Genomic DNA, 18,788 nt, shown 5'->3' with positions numbered 1-18,788 from the left:
TCGCCTGTTTATCCTCCTACAGAAAAATGGCGAAAGTTCCACTGTTATGAGAAAAAGAAGTCTTTAATATTTTAGATGTTGTCTATAATTGTACTCTGTGTCACAAGAAAACAGCATAGCAATAAATAAAATGCCTTAACTTCTCATAAATGACTGTTGTAGTGATATAAAATTTTCGTTATGGGGGTAATTTAAAATATTAACTTAATAGCTATGGGGTACCGCCACACATCCATCAACTTAAAAATTCAAAAATAGGGACTTTGATTTGTCTTGCAATCCCATCCAATGATACTTAGCCTTTTATGAAGGTCATGTTCCTCAGACCGTAGATTTGTCATTGTCTGTCTCAACAATTCGGGTCTGGATCCCTAGAGAATATATGTATGCTAGTTGTGCTCAAGAAAAAATATAGTTTGTCTTCCTACTTTATAAATCCCTTAACATTTCCTGTAACTTTCCTCCGTGTTTTTCAGCAATTCGAAGTCTTCCGCACTTTGAATATCCTCATCAATGTCCATAATTATGAGGAGTCTAAAAATTTGAAGAAAACAACAAAAATAGTGTAAAAAAGCTACATACTATTTTTGTTGTTTTCTTTTTTAATCAGTATAAATTTGTTAATTATTACAAGCGTTTAATTTATTACACTTTTTGCGTGCTTTAATTTCCGCCGGCTGGGCACCAAGCCAATAAGTTGGAAAAGCTGTCCCTTCAGTAACACCCCCATCACGATGCATGTAATAACGCTCATCATGGTTAGCTTTAAAGTTTCCTTCAAGTGCAAGTTCCACCCACTCTGCACCAAAACGAAAAATTTCTGCAGCTACTCCACCAAGCGGGTGAAATTCATTCTCATAGACGCGTATCTCCTTTGGTGCTTCTACAAACTCATAAAGACTTAATGCTTCTTCCAAACGGGTAAGTTCATCAAATTCTCCTATTCCCATGAAGACTGGACAAGTAATCTTTGGCGCCAATTTCCACAGGTTCATCTGGCTACTCAACTCGTTTTCAAAAGCAACTTCATCAGTGTAACCAGACATGTACATAAAATTGGCTTTGAAACTCGGCTGAGCTCTGTTAAAGATGGTATCAAATTCACCATATACACCTTCAAAAGTGGCTATAGCGTTTATACGATTATCACTCGCAGCAGCTCGCATCCCCCAATACCCACTCATACTGATACCAAAAAATCCAATCCGTTTTGGATCAACCTCAGGCCGTTTTAATAGAAAATCGATATAACAACTAACGGCGCGTTCGTAATTAGTCAAATCGACTTTTAGACCTTCAGATACAGATTCACCTTGACCCGGTCCTTCAATTGATAGAGCTATGATACCACGAGACGTATAATAACGTTGCGCAATCTGTATATATTCTTCCTTAATCATATCCATACCTGGACCTAATATTACTGCTGGTGCATTCTGAACTTCACCTGAGGGCAAATGAAGTAGTGCATATATCTGTTTGCCTTCAAATTCTAGTACTATACGTTGTACTGTTCCTCCTCCAAGTGTTGAAATAGCTGCCACACATTCGTTACAACGTTCTCGAAATGCCAATTTTCGTGGATCATCATTAAAATATGAATATTGTGCACGTCCCCACATAACAGCAGCTCGCTGATATAGATCACGAGCAGTAACAGTGAATCCCTTTTGTTCATAATGTTTTGCACGTTCTTGAGCCTGAGAAGCAACCGTCGCCCATGCTTTTGGTATCATTGCTCCACTCTTTACTTGAGAAAAAACTTTATCAAAATCAGTGTGGTCATGTCCTAACTGTTCCATAGTTGCCTTTGCTTCAGGATGCAAAGCATCAAACCCACCAAGTGCAAGGGCTATATCTAAAGCCCATCCTTGAGATTGTGAACGTTGAGTCATAATAATCATCCTTCATTATTTTAATTAAGTACTTAACAATTAAGTACTTAATTAAAATAATGAAGTATAATATGTACTTTTGTCAAGACTACAAACCAAGTCGTCTTATTATTTTATTGATGATTTAAGGTGAGCATATATAATATTGCTTGGAAAATGAATAGCCAGTCTCTACTTAATTTGACTCTACTCTTTTTCATATGTTAATGTTAACACCATATAATTAAGTACTTAGTTAACGGGAAAATGGTGATGTTATGAAAAATTCTTCAAATAAGTTAACTGCGATAGACGAACTTAGTCAAGCTATATATAGTCTGACTGCAGCCGATGGACGTTTAAGAGGGCGAGCTACTCGTACATTAGGGGCAGTTTCAATGGTCCATGCTCGAACCCTTAAAGTATTAGCTGAAGAAGGCGAATTGTCAGTCAAAGAATTAGCTGATCGAGCAGAAACTACCGCCGCTGGTATTACTCAATTAATCAATGGATTACAACAGGCTGGTTACGTTGAGCGTGTTCGTTCAAATAACGACCGGAGAGTTGTCAATGTCCAACTTACGCCTAGTGGTTTAAACTGTCACTTAGAAAGAGAGAAAAAACTAAAACATATTCTTAATGCGAACCTTTCAGATTTTGATCCAGAGCAAATCGAGAAATCCTCTGAAATAATTAGGTGTCTAGTTCATGTCCTTGACCAACTATAATAGTATTCTAAAGCTTTCTTGAGTTTTTAGAACTAACACATCGCTATTATGCTAAAAGAACTAGTTACCCCAAAATAATAAAACCGCATCTCCAATTATTAGATAAATATCTAATCCATTGGAAATGCGGTTCACTTAGGTCATTGATGTTTCAGCTATTCTCTTTATTTGAAAATTACATCTACCATACTAATTTAATATTATATTCCTGAAGCCAACTATTAACTTGAAGTAAATAATCTATTATACCTCGTGCATCATTACCTGAAATTACTTCGTCTTTTCCTTCTGCAATAGCACGAACTCTTTCTACATTAATCAATGGCAAAATAGGTGATTCAGGATTGTTCAACACATGTAACATCCAATCACTAATACCTTGTACATAAGAGGCATCCTTTGTGCTTGGATATGCACTTTTTTTGCGATAACGCACATCTTCTGGAAGTACATTTTCAAAAGCTCGACGTAAAATACCTTTTTCAATATTGTCTATGCTTTTCATTTCGAATGGGACATTCCATAAGTATTCTACAAGCCGGTAATCGCAAAATGGAACTCGTACTTCAAAGCCATTCATCATACTTGTGCGATCTTTTCGTTCTAGCATAAATGGCAAGAAACGTGTAATAAACATGTAAGACATTTGACGTTGCTTCATTTGCAGATCACTTTCACCTTCTAAAAAAGGAACCTCAGCAACCGCATCTTCAAATTTTTGTTTTTGATATTTTTCAGGGCTAATCTTCGCTTTAAAATCCTCTGATAGAATTTCTGTGCTATACCATAAATTAACACTCCAAGGGAATATCTCTGCATCTAGAAACTTCTCTTGATGGAACCATGGATATCCTGAGAATACTTCATCTGCGGATTCGCCTGAAAGTGCAACTGTTGCGTCTTTTTTCATTTCCTTAAATAGCAAATAAAGAGACGTTTCCAGTTCTCCAACTCCAGGTAGATCACGCGCTCGCATTGGAGTTAATAAATACTCTATTAAACTATCTGATCCTAACTCTATAGAATGATGCTTTGTTCCTACATATTCAGCCACACGTTTCACCCAAGGTTCATCACGATCAAAACGAAGGAAGTCTTGCTCAAAGTCTTTTTCATCATTGATGAAATTCAGGGAATATGTATGAAGGCGTTCCCCTTTATTCCCAAATTCATTTCCTGCTAAACCTGTTAAACCACTGGAATCTAAACCTCCGGAAAGCATAGATACCACTGGTTTATCAGCAATTAACTGCCGTTTAACCGTATCTTGTAAAATGGAGCGGATTGTCTCGACTGTTGTATCAATATCATCTACATGTTTTTTACTTTCAAGTTTCCAATACTGTGTCGTAGTCGAGCCATTAGAGGTAAACGTCATATAATGGCCAGCACGCACTTCATGTATATCCTTGAAAATAGCATGACCAGGAGTACGTGTTGGTCCAAGGCAGAATATTTCAGAAAGTCCTTCTTTATCTACCTCTGCATCTACAAATGGATGCGAAAGTAAAACTTTTAATTCTGAACCAAAAAGAACTGCACTTCCCCTTTGAGCAAAAAATAAAGGTTTCACACCTAGATGATCACGACCAAGCATCAATTTCCCAAATCTTTCATCCCAAATACCAAAAGCAAAAATCCCATTTAAGTGTTGAACACAATCTTCTTGCCATTCTAAGTAAGCGTGTAGTAATACCTCTGTATCCGACTTGGTCTGAAATTCATGACCTTTCTCCTCAAGTTCTTTACGTAATTCTTGATAGTTATAAATTTCTCCATTGAACGTAAGGCCAATCGTATTATTTCCATCTTTATACAGCATAGGTTGAAGGCCACCTTCAGGATCAATGACGATGAGACGTCGATGACCTAATGCCGCTCGTTTTGAAAACCAATGCCCCTCTGCGTCAGGTCCTCGGTGAATGATAGCATCTGTCATTTTTTTTAACGTTTCTTGTTCATTAGACAGGTCTTTAGACCAGTCTATCCACCCTGCAATTCCACACATAGTGTCTACCTTCTCTCAAATAGTATAGAAACCGACTAAAATCAAATATCAGTCGGTTTTTCGTAAAAAAATCCGACTAAAATCATCTTTTAGTCATGTTTATATAATAAAATGAATTGAATAAAAAATCAAATAATTCACTCAAGAAAGAAATCACCGTCCCCTTTCACTTGAATTCTCATCGTCCGATTAAAAAATTATTACCTTAAACTTTCATTTTCATCCTAAGTGATACAGTTGCATTCTATTATAGTTATATACTAGAAATAAGAATGGTGTATGTTATTCTATAAGAAGCAAATAGAGGACTTTCTATTAGGATTTACAAAATTAGAAATGAACTAATACAGAATGTAAAGACAGAAAACTTCGCTAAATATTTCAAGGATAGGGTGTAGACAATGATCAAATTAGAAAAAGAAAATAAAAAAATGAAAATCATTCAATCTGCCACAATACTGTTCTCTACGCGTGGTGTCCGTAACACAACGGTTGATGAAATTGCAAAGACAGCTAAAGTTGGTAAAGGTACTATTTATTATTACTATACAGATAAAACTGAAATATTATGTGACTGCTATATGCGTCATATTCAGCTTAAACGCTCACAATTATTTAATTTATATAAAGAAGAAAAAGATGTTTTACTTCGAATACAAAAAATTCTTCATTATATCAGCCTAGAATATCATCAAGATCCATTTGTTTCTACACTCTTTCAAGAATATAAAGAGTACCATTCACCTGAAATTACAACTTGTTTTAAACAATCTGAAGAAGAAGCAATTAACATGATAAGTAATTTACTTGAAAAAGGTTATCAGCAAGGAGCTTTGCATAAGGTCCCATTACCGCTTACAGCTTTTATGTTAGTACGAATGATTTTTAACTACGAACAGGATTATATAAAAGATGATAAAAGTGATACAGAATTTCTGCAGTTGCTAAAACATATGCTTCTTAAAAACTAGTTTTAACCACATACAAAAAATAAGTGCGGTGCAATTATATGAAGAAGAACGTGAATAATGGCGGTTTTTTATGAGTTCTTTTCACTCTAGACAAACATACGAAATATCCAACGCTTATGTAGAAATGAATGAAAAAATCATATAAATTTTTCTGAAATTAGAAAGCCTATACTTAAATCTACAATAAAATAGCCCAGTAAAAAGAGCGTGTTTCATCTATCTAAACACGCTCTTACAAATATTTAAACCCTATATGATTTGCTTATTCCATTCTGATTTTCTTTTAACTAATACATCTCTTTATATACGATTATCATGCCAGAAGTTTATTGGAAAATGATTATTCTCATCATAAGCTTCAAATTCATACCCTTTTTCTTTTAATCCTTTTATTATTGCTGGAACTGCTGCGACAGATTGTGGATGAATATCGTGCATTAAAACAATTTCCTTTGAAGACGTCGCACCTGCTAAGACATTTTGAACAATTTTTGCGGCCGCTACATCCACAGGTAATTTATTGTATTTCCAATCTAAAGAATCAATTGTCCAATCCCATACTTTCAAATCATTTCCGACCACTTCATTTCGAAGTGATTCATTTAAGCCAGGCATTGATCCATATGGTGGACGTGTTAATTTCGGTGTGTTTCCAATAACATTTCTAATTAAAGATTGATCTTCTTTCATTTCCTTAACATATTCCTGATTGGTGTACAGCTTTTTAAAATCATGTGTCATACTATGCATGCCCACATAATGGTTTTCTACATGCTCTCGTTTCACTAAATCTGGGAACCTTTTCACGTTATCGCCAATTAAAAAGAATGTTGCTTTCACATCATTTTTCTTTAATACATCTAATAGATTAGCTGTATATTTTCCTGGTCCATCATCAAAAGTTAAATATACAACTTTTCTTTCTTTACCATCAAAACGATTAGGTATCGATTTTTTCAATTCATTTTTAGGTAGACTGCTCACTTGTTGAACACTATTTGCTTCTTCCGCATTTACCAGCTTAGGATTCGTAATAGATTGAAACATGTAATACCCTATTGCTACTAATGTAATAGCCAACAATACACTTATAATTCTTTTTTTCTTAAGCTTAATTTTCATATTATAATCTTCTTTCTATCAAATCATTCCACTTTATGTCGTTTAGTTTTACTATCCTATTTGTTTATTAAGTTTTTTAACTTAACCAATCTCAATTTTGGACTAATCATTTTAATAATCTATATAGGTGAAAATTAGTGCCCTGCACTAGCGTTCATGGCATTTCCTATAATAGTTAGAACTACTGGAAATAATACTGGTCCTAAGGTAAGGACAATGTTTAAAAGTATAATAAAACTATATAGTAAGCTGTAATTTTTACTATTACGGTTTTCGAATACTAGGATGACTAATGTTATTATAGTAATTAAATGTAATAATAAAATTATCAACCAATAATACATCATTATAGTAAGATTCCACTTTCCTAATAGTTGGTATGTTACCCCTATTATTATCCCTAATATAGTAGCATTAAAGGAAATAAACAAAGTTCTTTTTAGTATTTTAGGAAATGTTTTGTGATCCACAGTTTTATTATATAAACCGATTAAAATGCCCAAAGATAGATATGCCAGTAATAACCCTACCCAATTCCAGATCCAATCTTGATCCCCCATTAAATTAAACAAAAGCGAAAGGATCCCTCCTACTGCAAGAATCGAGGAGATCATAATACTATTTAAAGCTGATTTCATACTATTTTCACTTCCTTAAAAATTTTACAATACAGCATTGAAGTCTACTCTTAAGTTGTCCTTTACTTATTAGAATCCTTTTCATTAAAAATCTTGTATGGAAATCCCATCATATAATACGGTCATCATACCTATTAGCATATACGGAAAATGGTAGGCCCAGCAAAAATTACATGTCCATGATCCCGTACAATAATTTTTAAACCGAACGAAACACCACCAAATCCTACTCCACACGGTAGATATACAAATAGAGGATGCGATTCATCAACTTTTATTTGTATATCAATTATTCAGACGAGTAGCAGCTACTGCATAACCTTAAAATAAATGCTTTGATTTTTCATCGTCAATCAAATAGCACATTTGATTCTTATTAACTTGTACTCTTCCTTCTTCTACTGCTTTACTATAGCCCGCTGTATATTCAAAAATAGTAGCCCCTTTGTTTCTAAGTAAATCTTTTTCCCACTTTTTCGCAGCTGCTGCCATATGTACATATGATGTTTTAAACTTAATCATACTTTATTATAATTAAGTATATATTAACAATATATTAAGTATAAGTAAATAAAATTAATAATTATTTAATTTTATTTACTTATTTAAAGGGGATTACATATATGAACGATATTAATGTTGGTCACAGAATTAGGGCATTTAGAAAAGGTGCTGGATTAACCAGTAAGCGTTTAGCAGAGTTAGCTGATATAACACCTTCCATGTTAAGTCAGATTGAAAAAGGAATCACAAATCCTTCATTACAAACACTAAAATTAATTTCTGTAGCATTAAATATTCCATTGTTTAATTTTTTCTTAGAGGATACCAATACAGAAGAATTAGTTGTACGAGCTAACCAAAGGAAAAAAATAATTTTTCCTGAAAGCGGCAATGTTTCGTATGAGCTATTATCTCCTAATTTAGATGGAGCACTAGAATTGGCTTTAATGAATCTGTTACCTCAAACTGCTTCATCTATGGAGCCTGTGGCACATAAAGGGGAAGAAATAGCATTTATTATGGAAGGACAAGTGAAACTATATCTAAATGATGCGGTTTTACTTCTCAATACAGGTGATAGTGTTAAAATCCCACCTTATGCAAAGCATAAGTGGGAAAACACTTCTTTAAACAAAGTCACTGTTATATTTGGAGTAACTCCACCATCTTTTTAATTTCAAATACTAGCGAAGAAAAGTTAGAGAAAATAATTCTCTAACTTTTCTTGTATACATAACTTTATTTTAAGAAAGTAAAAAACTTGTCTCTCAATTATATGAGATTAAAACTAGTGAAATAGATCTTTTTAATTACATACTTAATTTACTTTTTAATGTCCAGTATTTTTCTCCATTCGCTTCAAAAGAGAATTCTACCCATCCATTTGGATCTTCACGATAAATAAAGATGGTTGTTCCAGGAGTTACTGTACCAACTTTATTCTCCTCGACAGCTACATCTGGTCTACTTTTAATTTTTAAATTAAATGGATAAGGTACCTGATAGTAAGTAGCTGATGATACAACATTTGAGCTTGAATCGTCTGCATACATTTTATATGGAATTTCATTAGATAACGCGTCGACATCTAATGTTTCAGGATTCTTTGGTAATTTTTTTGCATATGTATAGTCTTCTACACGAAACGGTTTAATACGTTCCATAATGCCTGCAATTTTCTTAGCCCAGCCTTTATCTGATGCATATTTCACGTTCATGCCAGTTAATGTTGGCCCGTTATAATACATACCGCTTTCTTCCAAATATCTTTCTCGTACATAATTAGCATTATAAGCAATGCTATCGCCGTAGCTTGGTAAATATTTCGCATATTTAAACGGATCTCCATCATATGCACGTAGACCGAATAGATTATGTTTTTGATATGCGATTTCTGATTTTCCGTATCCAGATTCTAAAATCGCATGCGCTGCTAAATAATGAGCACTCACACCATATTGATTTTGCGCATTGATAAAATCTTGCCCATGGCCAACTAAAGGACTATCCGAATGATATTTCGCAATAAAACTATCAATCTCTTGAGCTGTAATTTTCGAAGCCACTGTTAAATTTAAATCTTCATATGAGGTAGCAGTAATAATCTCTTTTTCATCGTTTAAATTTTGTTGTAACATATCTGTTTTTGCAGTAAGTTGAGCAGCTTCAGCACGTGTTATAAATCTATTTGGTTGCCAACCGTTCTCGGTACCATTAGAGATTTTTAAATCTATTAAAATATTGGCGTATTTTTCTCCCCAATGCCCTTTTAAATCTACAAATCTAACCTGCTCGTTATGATTTGCTGTGCTTTGTAGTTTATATGCATTTACTAACATCGTAGCCATAGCAGCGCGAGTTACTTTTCCAGATGGATTGAAGATTCCATTACCTTCACCCTTAACAATACCAGCTCTTTCAGCAGCAGCAATATAAGGAGTAGCCCAGTGATTTTGTGAATCAGTAAAAGATGGTTTTGCATTAGGATCAATTTGTATCCCTAAAACTTTTGTCATAATTTTTGTAGCCGAAGCTCTGTCCAATGAGTCATTTGAACCAAAAGTTCCATCTGGATAACCATTCAATACCTGTTTATCAACTAAATAATTAACAGATTTATCGGCCCATACAGGAACATCAGGGAATGTATGAGTATCTGCTAAAATATTAGAAGAATAGGATAATATAGATCCTGCAAGGATACCTGTTGCAATTAATTTGTGCTTCATTAAAATAAACACCTCTACCATTGTATTTATCAAATTGGGATTTTCTATTTTTATATTTACATGTTTGTAATAATAATAAAATCGTATTATCACACATTCAATTTGATGTAACGAGTATAGTTACTTATATACACAAGTGTCAATGAGTTCCTTTTACAAAAATGTATAATATTTACATTATTTTAAATTTACATGATCTTATAATTGACTTAGGTATAAATTTTGTAAAGGACTTTTTGATAGATTACTTATTAGCTTACCTGAAGAAATCTCTTTAGTTGTTAATTTGCCAACCTTCCTTGTTTACTATTAATTAATCAATTAAAAAAAGAATTTTTTTGTTTAAGAGCTACTTTAAAATCTTAAGTTGATGGATGTGTGAACGTACCGCTACTAAAATTCTTGCTTTTAAATCATTATTAATGTATTATATTTACGTAGAAATATAATGATTATAGTATATAAAAAGGAATCAAATCTATAAGTAAGATTTAAATCCTTTTCCAAGTCAAAAAGACTTTGCCAAAATCTAATATAATTTATGCTTGTCTTTTTAATATGTATCTAGTAAAAACATATTTTTTATCAATGGAATTCTGTTTTCAATATAAATTGAAACTTTTAAATAGATGTTTATTTAGTTTCAATAATAGAAATTAGTGTTCTAAATAAGGAATTATACAAAGTGATCTGAAAAACCTGAGAGATATTGTATGTAGTTTGCTCATCTCCAGGTACTACAATAAAAGAGCCTTACCTCTCTAGGCAAGACTCTACTAGTTTAGTTGTATAATATTTACATGATAACTAAGAAACAGAAAACATATAACACCAAATAACAGCCCCCTATTACTCCTCCTACAGCTAATACCTGTTTAACCCAACTCTTAAATTTTTGATTACTGTAAATCGCTTGCACTCTTTCCATATTTCCTCCTATTAAGGAGAACTCTTAAAGACTCTCACCTCGCTATAGTACCATTAAAAAATGAATAATAGAGATCCAATGTATAAATATGCAATATTGCATACGAAAATGTATTGTTATTATTATAAGCGGTTACTATGATGAGGTTATAAAGATTTATCACATCTTAATACGAAAAAGAGGAGAGAATAATATGGAAATCGCAATGGCAGTTTTAAAATTTATAGGTGGAGCAATCCCATTAATTCAAGAACTTCTAAAAGCATTTATGTAAATTTACTATTTAGCAATTATTTATAAAAATTATTATACAAATAATCTGTATATCAAAAATAAATTGGCTTACATATCATTTGCGTGATCAAGGTCCCTTTAACATGACTAAGGGGACTTTTTTAAATTTTCAAATAATTAACGTTACGTCACATCACCATCAAGTTAGCAAAATAAAATGAAACTTTAACTTGATGGTGATGGGAGTAACAGTTGTGATTTAGAGATAAGATCAGATTATACAAAGTTTTGCACGTCAGCGATACCGGAAATAAAGTTCGCCTTTAGTAGCAAGGATCCCCATTAAAGATAGCCAACTTGCCTATTTAAGAATAGGAGTGTCAATTTAAATGATGCGTTCCTAGGCACTACTCTTCTTCTAAAATAGCGTAATAATATTCATCCCACCATTCATTCCCATGTGGTATACACTTCCTGAAATAGCCTTCTCTTCTCATTCCAATCTTCTCCATTACTCGATATGATGGGGTATTTTGTGGCTGACATGTAGCTATAATCCTATGTAATTTCATTTCCTTAAAGCCATATTTCAAAGTAGCTTTTGCTGCTTCAGAAGCATATCCTTTATTGAAATATTTAGGATTGAACACCCAACCAATCTCATATGTATGCTCACCAAAATATTTATGAAAGACTATATGGCCAATCAGAATATCTTTATCAATTAATACTACAGGAAAGTTTTTAGCGTTTTCACCAATGTTTTCATTCACAAAGTTTCTTGTATTTTCTTCAGTAAAGACCCCTTCAGGTATGTATTTCATAACATTGATATCTGATGTATACTCATGAACAGCTTGCCAATCTTTGAACTCAAATTTTCGTATTAATAATCTTTCTGTTTTTATAAACATTTACTTTTCCCCCTCAAAAAATTGCAACTATATTTAAACTCCACTTTCAAGGTGAAAATACGGGCCAAACAAACTATCTTACAGCTTGAATTTAGAAACTTTAGGGGTAATGTTTTGACAAATATATTATATAACAAATATTAACATCCACGGGATTTGTTTTTGAAAATTATGCGAACTAAGAAAGAAAGTAGTTTTTTCTTAGATATTATTGTTAATAACTGATGGTATCATTATATTTCATTCTGCAACTTATTTAGAAAAGCTATGTACATTTTGAAGAAGTTCTTCAATAAGTTTTGTTTTTTCATTTACCTTTGTGGCATATGTGAAATCACCATAACAATATGGATACCTAAAATTATTTTTATTTTCACCACAAGTATACATGGCTGGATTTTGATCAACTTTCATCTTAGAAAATTTTTTGGCCGAATCCTCCGAGTGTTGTTTAACTTCTTGACTAGCAATAAAATCAATATACCCTGGCCCCATATTATAACTTTGAATAATTGTATCTATGCTAACATCTTTGTCCGTTCCATATTTGTACATTTTAGCAAAGTGCTTTACCCCTTGTTTAATGCTCAAGCTTGTCTCTTGAATTTCATTTGGCTTTAATCCAAGTGATTCGGATGACTGCATAGGGTCGTTTCCCTCACCTCTACTCTCTTGATACATAATTCCTAATAAAATTGGTGTTTTCTCTCCTAAATTATATTTTTCTAATTCTTTTTTTAGGGTAGACTCATATTGCAATACACGTTTTTCGGTGGCTTGCGCTTTATTTTGTTGAATATTGGTTTTATGATTAAAATATAGCATTCCAAGTATTGTTCCTAAGCCTAAAATACTAATAAGGAACGCTTTTATAATTTGATTTTTACTTGTATCCTTCATATATTCCTCCTCGTATAAGAAATTCAATTTTTCAAAGGTAATTGGTTATATACAAACTATGTAATGAACACCTATCTCCCGCCCTTTTTAGACTCATACATCAATACTTTAAGGTTTCAAGTTTAATATAAAAATTTAAAGATAAGGTAAAGATAAGATAAAGATAAGATAAAATAAAATAAAAGGTATTTTTAGCGTACTTTAAAAGATATTGCTACAAACGGATATATGGCACAACTTGTTGATATGAATGGATTTAGTGATAATTGAAAGGTTATTGTACAAGTTATTAATTATGGAGATATTATTCCAGAAGATTTAACCTATCTTTTCAATATGCTTTATATAAAAACTACAACATAACATATAATAAAAAACGGCGAACCCTCAACCTAGAAGAATCCACCATCACAAATAAATGATTATTTCACACCTAGTTTTTCTTTTGCTTTCTTCGGGAGCTCGTCTTCCTGCACTTCCTCCCAAGCTGTTACACCTTTTTATCTGAATAATATACACGTAGGAATGCTTCTTTACGAAGATTCTTTTGTGCAATAAATTCTAACTCTTTTTCTTTACCTTCCTTATCAAAACCCGATAATGTATATTCATACTCCTTTCGCGTCACTTTACCATCCATAGATTTTGAAACCCCTCCTTTTCCATCCATGGCAATTTAAACGTAATATTCACCTTTACCAATACAATTGATATCACACCCAACTAAAACACTTGCAAATACAACTTCCTTATTTTTTACGTACCTGTGTATTTTTATCTTTTTACTCACTTTTATTTTTCTTTCTTAACTAACTTATTTAAGATAATCTCATATAAATTAATTAACGAATTAATGCTATTTGCGACATAAAAAAAGAGAGGCGTCTGCCCCCTAATGATTAGGCCTACGCTACCTTCTTTCTTCACCTTCCCATAGAATTTGTTAACATTATCATCCTTCTCCTAACTAAGATCTTTTACTTTTACTAATTTCATATGAGAAATTCCCTTCAAATGTATACACCAAGAATGAGATTTGATAGAAGATACTTGTCTTCATTTTGACTTTTCCAAAATACGAATAATATACCATTCGTTAATAGTCTGATTCGACTTTCCTTATTGAAACTGGAATATTTAGTAAAATGAATTAAACACGCAAATAACTTGATATCGTATCTCATGATTTTTAAGAATGATTCTGTTTTTCATTGTAGTAGTAAAGTTGTTTATCTCATATTGAATTACCTTTCATCTTTCTTACAAGCTCGCAATATTTTTGAAAATACAGTTTATAAAGCCGAGAATTATTATTTTTTGAGAGATAACATTGAGGAGTTTTTCATATGCACTGTACTATACGGTACTAGATTCCCGTACAGATTTCATTTACAATTCATTGTATTTTCTCTACCGTTCACCAAGTTAAAATGGAATAAATTACCTTTTCATTATAAGGGCCCCGATATAACAATGGAACGTGTGCAAGGCCTAACTTTTTACACCATGCAACTGTTGCATCCCACGATAAACATTCATTTTTCTCATTCCATATTGAAAAGACATAAAAATAGGACGTCAGTGCTATATAGTGAATACTATGACAAGCATACACATTTTCACCACATATCCGCCAGCCTTCTGGAATTCTATACCCCATATTAGTGATATGGCTATAAAAGTATAAAAACTATTAACAAAGCATCTTAATGTTTATGAAATGCTTTGTTAATAGTTTCTCTTCTCCCTAATCTCCTGCGAGACTATATTTTTTTATTGAAATTTTCCATATCTTATTTGATTTATTTATTCTGTAACACCAGATTGGGTTACTTTTACATCAGCTGTTACACGAAAACGTAAATGTTTATAGGATTCTTCCCATTCTTGACTGTTCCATTTTCTTACGTGAGTTCTACCAAGCTTTCTAAGTCCTATAGGATCTGTGTCTTTTTTAATAAACCTCTTTATCAATGTAGTTGCTTTTTTTTCTATTTCTTTTTCCATAATTTTTTCTAATTTTTTTATTTCTTTAGGATTATCTAGATTTTTTGTTTTTGTAAATTCTTGAATTTCAGCTTTAACTTGAATATGAGCATTTACGAATGGATGCTTACTATTCCCCTCCATCTTATATTTTGTTCTAGCTTTTATATTCTCTATCGTGGCATAAGTGTTTGAAGAACCAGGTAGTTTGAATTGGTATGTACCTTGTTTAAAATTATCTGTCAACAATTTAAATACAAATAAATCTTTAGGGTTCACTTTATCAACCATTTTACATCTTTTAAAAAGTGCTATTCCATTTAACTCCAACACATTCCCTTTTTTAGATATCATCGGTAAATAGGAATCTCTCGCATCATCATCAAGTTGATTTAAAAACATAAAAAAGTTTGTTTTTGGTTGCGTTCCATTGTTCATATTTTGCTCCAGTAAAGAGGATAGATAAGAAGCAATTTCTTTTTCTTTAGAATAGTTCCCCTTTAATAGTGATTCCCCTTTTACATTTGTAATTGCTAAATAAATTGCATTTCCTACACTAGGATTGCGGTTCAAAGTCTCTAAAATTTCCTGCATTCCCTTTTCAATTATTTTTTCATTAAAAATAATAACACGCAATTGCCCCAACTCTAGAGGTCCAGAAGATTTTTCGGATGCTCTTGCAAGAACTTCTCTACCAGTCTGGCCTGATGCTGAATAGATTTTTGTTTCACCTTCCCCGCCTCCTTTATAAGCTGAAATCGCAAAGGTTCCTTTTAGCTTACCTTCTGCTTCAGTATCATATGCCGCAACTTGAACTAAATCAATGTCATCCACAATTTTTGTTTTAGCACAACCTATTAAGAAGACACCCAATATAAGGAAAAGTATCCAGCGCTTCATATTTATCTCCTTAACTTTATTTTGGCCGTTTGAATTAGCCATAGTACAGGTAGGTATACATATATATATACAAAGCCAATTTGACCTGTCCAAGTATTTAATAAGTTAATTTTATTACGGTTATTCAAGAAAAATGACAAAATAAAGATGAATAGGATGATAACTGGCAAAACATATTTTTGCTTTATTCCCAGTGCCTCTTTTATACCACGACTTACTCCCCATAATGTAAAGGAAACATTCGGTAATATAAAAAAAGCCCAAACAGAAACAATAATGTATTCAAACCGCTCTATAAAGGGAAATTGTATAATTTTAATCATGCTTAAATATGCCCATATCGCGTTCGCAAGTTGCTTTTCACTAAAAAACGCAAGAGTTAAAATCATAAGGTATGTGTAGACAATAGTCGTTACTAAATTTGCATAGTGCGCATATTTTTGAGACGTTCTTGCCTTTTTAATAAATGGATAGTACAACAATAACATTTCAAATCCAAAAAAACTAAACATATTTCCTTTCATTCCTTTCATAATTTCTAGGAATGAATGCTGTGCAATTGGAAATAAATTCTGGAAATCTGCATACTGCAAAGGATAAAAAAATGTGAAGATTAGAATGCTTGGGATAACGATTCCAAAGAAGCCGATTCCGGCAACTACACGAAATCCTCCAGTCACAATGTAATAACATAGACCCAAAAACGCCCCCGCTATAACCCAAGATGAAATTGAAGGAAACATCCAAACATGTACTACTTCGATATAAGTATGTAGTGTTGTTGCACCTAACAATACAATATAGGATAAAAAAATGAAGTTGAGCAATCCACCAATCCATTTTCCAAGTACGTTTTGATTGATTGCAATGATGTCTCCATTGCCCTGATTTAAAATCTGATATATGATCCAAATCATAAGATTAACAGATATTCCAAAAAGTAGCGTGCTAATCCACGCATCATTTCCAACTAATTTTGCACTAATCCTTTCAAAACCAAGCATACCAACTCCCATCTGTATAGTAATAATTAAAAAAAATACCATATATGGAGAGACTTGATACTCAATTGGGATCTGTTTCATAATGCTCCTCCCTGTTAAATTCAATCATCAAAATCATTTCTTGATAGTATTTTATTTTTCTCTACCTCTTCTGGATTAAAGCGAAAACGCTGTTTAGACCTTGAAAAAATAGGACGTCGAAACATCGCTGAGATCGGCATACGTATAATACTGTCTTTCCAATCTGTAGGGCGTGTAGGATAAAAAGGAAACAAATAAGGACGTCTTAATGATTCTGTACGTAATAAACGTGCTAAAAGCAAAGAGCTTGTTAAAACAATTCCTAATAAGCCCAATAGGTGTGCAGATATTATAAAAGGAAAACGAATTACTCGAATTGTATTACCAATACGATATATTGGTGCTGTAAATGAACTAAGAGCTGAAAGTGCAACAATGATAATAAGTACGTTACTTGTAAGACTTGCTTCTACCGATGCTTGTCCAATCACAATACCACCTACTATACCGACAGTTAAACCCACTTTAGTTGGTAAACGTGCCCCCGCTTCTCTCAGTAATTCAATTGTTATTTCTAAAAAAAGTGCTTCAATTAATGGAGGAAAAGGTACTTTACTTCTCGATATGATTAACGTTTCAAGAAGTTCTTTTGGGATAAGCTCGTAATGATATGTTAAGATCGAGACATATAATGGCGTCGTTAAGACAGAAAATATAAAAGCAAAAAGCCTTAATAGACGAAAAAAAGAGGCTATAATCCAAGGCATGGTGTAATCTTCTGTCGTAGAAAAAAAATCAATTAATGTTGTTGGAAGAGTGATGGCATAAGGCGAGCCATCTACAAAAAGTGCAATTTTCCCTTCTGCTAATACAGCTGCCACACGGTCCGGACGTTCTGTATTCAAAAATTGAGGGAATATAGAATTCGGGTTGTCTGCAATTAACTGCATCAAATAAGTACTATCCAAAACATGGTCTGTTTTTATTTGACTTACCCTTTTTATAATTTCTTGTAGATTTTGATCATTTACAATTCCCTCAATAAATACAATCGCAACAGTTGTGTTAGAGAGAGATCCTACTTTCAATTCTTTCATTTGTAAATAAGGTGTTGGAAGCTTTCTACGTACTAAATTTAAATTTACATCTAAATCTTCGACAAATGCGATTTGCGGACCCACAATATTATATTCAATTTCAGCTTTTGTAATATCCCTTTTTTCTTTCTTTGACACATTTACTAACAAACAATTTAATTTATCTGTATCGAACTGAATAAGTATATAGCCATTTAAAATACTATCCTGAATATCTTCCATTTGATTTGTTATTTTTGAATTCTCAAAAGGTAAGACAGAGTGAATATCTTGTAACGAATCGAAGCTCTTCTCTTTTATATAAGTCAAAACCTCTTCATGAAATATATTTACATCGATTAATGTTCTAAAATATGAAATGACTATAGAGGAATTATTAGAAGCAATTTCCAACGTTATAAAATCTTTAGATTTTTTTAGTAATTGCATTAATTCCTGCAAAGATTTTATAGAGTGAACAGGTACTTTTTCATGTGGTTTCAATTGATAATACCCTTCCTTTCAAAAAGAACCTATATATAGTTTTTAGAAATTTCTATTTTAAAAATGAGGGATATTTATATGTCAATATGCTCATTAAAAATAATTCCTTTTTAACTAACTTAACCAAAATTAGTTAAAAAATGTATTACAAGTAAAAAATTGAAATGTCTCCAAGAAAAATTACAATATTAAAAACATCCTTTCTTTTGGTTCTAAAGAAAGGATGTTTTTATAACAGGTTTTTTCAA

Annotated in this window: 16 protein-coding genes and 3 pseudogenes; 5 read left to right on the top strand and 14 right to left on the bottom strand. The window is 32.4% G+C overall.

The window, feature by feature from the left end:
• Nucleotides 1-620: 620 nt before the first annotated feature.
• On the bottom strand, nucleotides 621-1,895 hold the full coding sequence (locus tag BM089_RS08425) for an alpha/beta hydrolase (protein WP_090976622.1): 1,275 nt from the start codon (nucleotides 1,893-1,895) through the stop codon (nucleotides 621-623).
• Between the two features lie 257 nt (nucleotides 1,896-2,152).
• Here BM089_RS08425 and BM089_RS08420 point away from each other — a divergent pair, with 257 nt between their 5' ends.
• The gene (locus BM089_RS08420; RefSeq protein WP_000798525.1) at nucleotides 2,153-2,602 is read left to right on the top strand and encodes a MarR family winged helix-turn-helix transcriptional regulator; all 450 of its coding nucleotides are present in this window, start codon (nucleotides 2,153-2,155) and stop codon (nucleotides 2,600-2,602) included.
• Between the two features lie 181 nt (nucleotides 2,603-2,783).
• Here BM089_RS08420 and asnB read toward each other — a convergent pair whose 3' ends face one another.
• Nucleotides 2,784-4,610, bottom strand: a complete 1,827-nt coding sequence (gene asnB / locus BM089_RS08415) for an asparagine synthase (glutamine-hydrolyzing) (protein ID WP_071714852.1) — start codon at nucleotides 4,608-4,610, stop codon at nucleotides 2,784-2,786.
• A gap of 401 nt (nucleotides 4,611-5,011) precedes the next feature.
• Between asnB and BM089_RS08410 the strand changes: the two genes are divergently transcribed.
• Nucleotides 5,012-5,581, top strand: a complete 570-nt coding sequence (locus tag BM089_RS08410) for a TetR/AcrR family transcriptional regulator (RefSeq protein WP_000593069.1) — start codon at nucleotides 5,012-5,014, stop codon at nucleotides 5,579-5,581.
• Between the two features lie 300 nt (nucleotides 5,582-5,881).
• Here the strand turns inward: BM089_RS08410 and BM089_RS08405 are convergent, their stop codons facing one another.
• The 3 genes from BM089_RS08405 to BM089_RS08395 all read right to left on the bottom strand — a co-directional run bounded on the left by BM089_RS08405 (nucleotide 5,882) and on the right by BM089_RS08395 (nucleotide 7,833).
• Complete coding sequence (locus BM089_RS08405; RefSeq protein ID WP_016083086.1) at nucleotides 5,882-6,703, bottom strand: peptidoglycan-N-acetylglucosamine deacetylase; 822 nt, start codon at nucleotides 6,701-6,703, stop codon at nucleotides 5,882-5,884.
• 134 nt (nucleotides 6,704-6,837) lie between these two features.
• Nucleotides 6,838-7,341 (bottom strand): DUF3902 family protein, encoded by a 504-nt coding sequence (locus tag BM089_RS08400; RefSeq protein ID WP_000833547.1) that lies wholly within the window; start codon nucleotides 7,339-7,341, stop codon nucleotides 6,838-6,840.
• Between the two features lie 321 nt (nucleotides 7,342-7,662).
• Nucleotides 7,663-7,833 carry a serine dehydratase gene (locus tag BM089_RS08395; protein WP_338132713.1) on the bottom strand — a complete coding sequence of 57 codons (171 nt, stop codon included), beginning with the start codon at nucleotides 7,831-7,833 and terminating at the stop codon, nucleotides 7,663-7,665.
• 131 nt (nucleotides 7,834-7,964) lie between these two features.
• On the opposite strand from BM089_RS08395, the gene BM089_RS08390 reads away from it, so the two are divergent.
• Nucleotides 7,965-8,519, top strand: coding sequence for a helix-turn-helix domain-containing protein (locus BM089_RS08390; protein ID WP_000997928.1), 555 nt, complete (start codon nucleotides 7,965-7,967; stop codon nucleotides 8,517-8,519).
• Nucleotides 8,520-8,654: 135 nt separating this feature from the next.
• Here the strand turns inward: BM089_RS08390 and BM089_RS08385 are convergent, their stop codons facing one another.
• Complete coding sequence (locus tag BM089_RS08385) at nucleotides 8,655-10,073, bottom strand: S-layer homology domain-containing protein (RefSeq protein ID WP_025118711.1); 1,419 nt, start codon at nucleotides 10,071-10,073, stop codon at nucleotides 8,655-8,657.
• 796 nt (nucleotides 10,074-10,869) lie between these two features.
• Entirely contained in the window at nucleotides 10,870-11,001 is a 132-nt protein-coding gene (locus BM089_RS31755; protein ID WP_000442767.1) for a hypothetical protein, read from the bottom strand.
• Nucleotides 11,002-11,089: 88 nt separating this feature from the next.
• Between BM089_RS31755 and BM089_RS08380 the strand changes: the two genes are divergently transcribed.
• The gene (locus BM089_RS08380) at nucleotides 11,090-11,275 is read left to right on the top strand and encodes a hypothetical protein (RefSeq protein ID WP_002094014.1); all 186 of its coding nucleotides are present in this window, start codon (nucleotides 11,090-11,092) and stop codon (nucleotides 11,273-11,275) included.
• Nucleotides 11,276-11,642: 367 nt separating this feature from the next.
• Here BM089_RS08380 and BM089_RS08375 read toward each other — a convergent pair whose 3' ends face one another.
• Nucleotides 11,643-12,149, bottom strand: a complete 507-nt coding sequence (locus BM089_RS08375) for a GNAT family N-acetyltransferase (RefSeq protein WP_000470143.1) — start codon at nucleotides 12,147-12,149, stop codon at nucleotides 11,643-11,645.
• A 252-nt stretch (nucleotides 12,150-12,401) separates the two neighbouring features.
• Entirely contained in the window at nucleotides 12,402-13,049 is a 648-nt protein-coding gene (locus BM089_RS08370) for a lysozyme family protein (RefSeq protein WP_000655741.1), read from the bottom strand.
• Between the two features lie 234 nt (nucleotides 13,050-13,283).
• Here BM089_RS08370 and BM089_RS31460 point away from each other — a divergent pair.
• Nucleotides 13,284-13,394 (top strand): annotated as a pseudogene (locus tag BM089_RS31460) (vancomycin resistance histidine kinase VanS); the annotation flags it as partial.
• 77 nt (nucleotides 13,395-13,471) lie between these two features.
• Here the strand turns inward: BM089_RS31460 and BM089_RS08365 are convergent.
• The 5 genes and pseudogenes from BM089_RS08365 to BM089_RS08345 form a co-directional block, all read right to left on the bottom strand.
• Nucleotides 13,472-13,719 (bottom strand): annotated as a pseudogene (locus BM089_RS08365) (YxeA family protein).
• Nucleotides 13,720-14,487: 768 nt separating this feature from the next.
• A pseudogene (locus BM089_RS08360) lies at nucleotides 14,488-14,712 on the bottom strand (RNA ligase family protein); the annotation flags it as partial.
• 143 nt (nucleotides 14,713-14,855) lie between these two features.
• Nucleotides 14,856-15,935, bottom strand: coding sequence for a Ger(x)C family spore germination protein (locus BM089_RS08355; RefSeq protein WP_000832858.1), 1,080 nt, complete (start codon nucleotides 15,933-15,935; stop codon nucleotides 14,856-14,858).
• Nucleotides 15,936-15,937: 2 nt separating this feature from the next.
• Entirely contained in the window at nucleotides 15,938-17,020 is a 1,083-nt protein-coding gene (locus BM089_RS08350) for a GerAB/ArcD/ProY family transporter (protein WP_000809705.1), read from the bottom strand.
• A gap of 20 nt (nucleotides 17,021-17,040) precedes the next feature.
• A complete protein-coding gene (locus BM089_RS08345; RefSeq protein WP_000802303.1) occupies nucleotides 17,041-18,540 on the bottom strand; it encodes a spore germination protein in 1,500 nt (499 codons plus the stop codon).
• Nucleotides 18,541-18,788 lie beyond the last annotated feature (248 nt).

This window comes from Bacillus sp. 5mfcol3.1 (assembly GCF_900114335.1).
GTDB classification, from domain to species: Bacteria; Bacillota; Bacilli; order Bacillales; family Bacillaceae_G; genus Bacillus_A; species Bacillus_A thuringiensis_S.
Note: the sequence above shows the minus strand (reverse complement) of the source record. Positions and strands in the feature narration are given on the sequence as shown.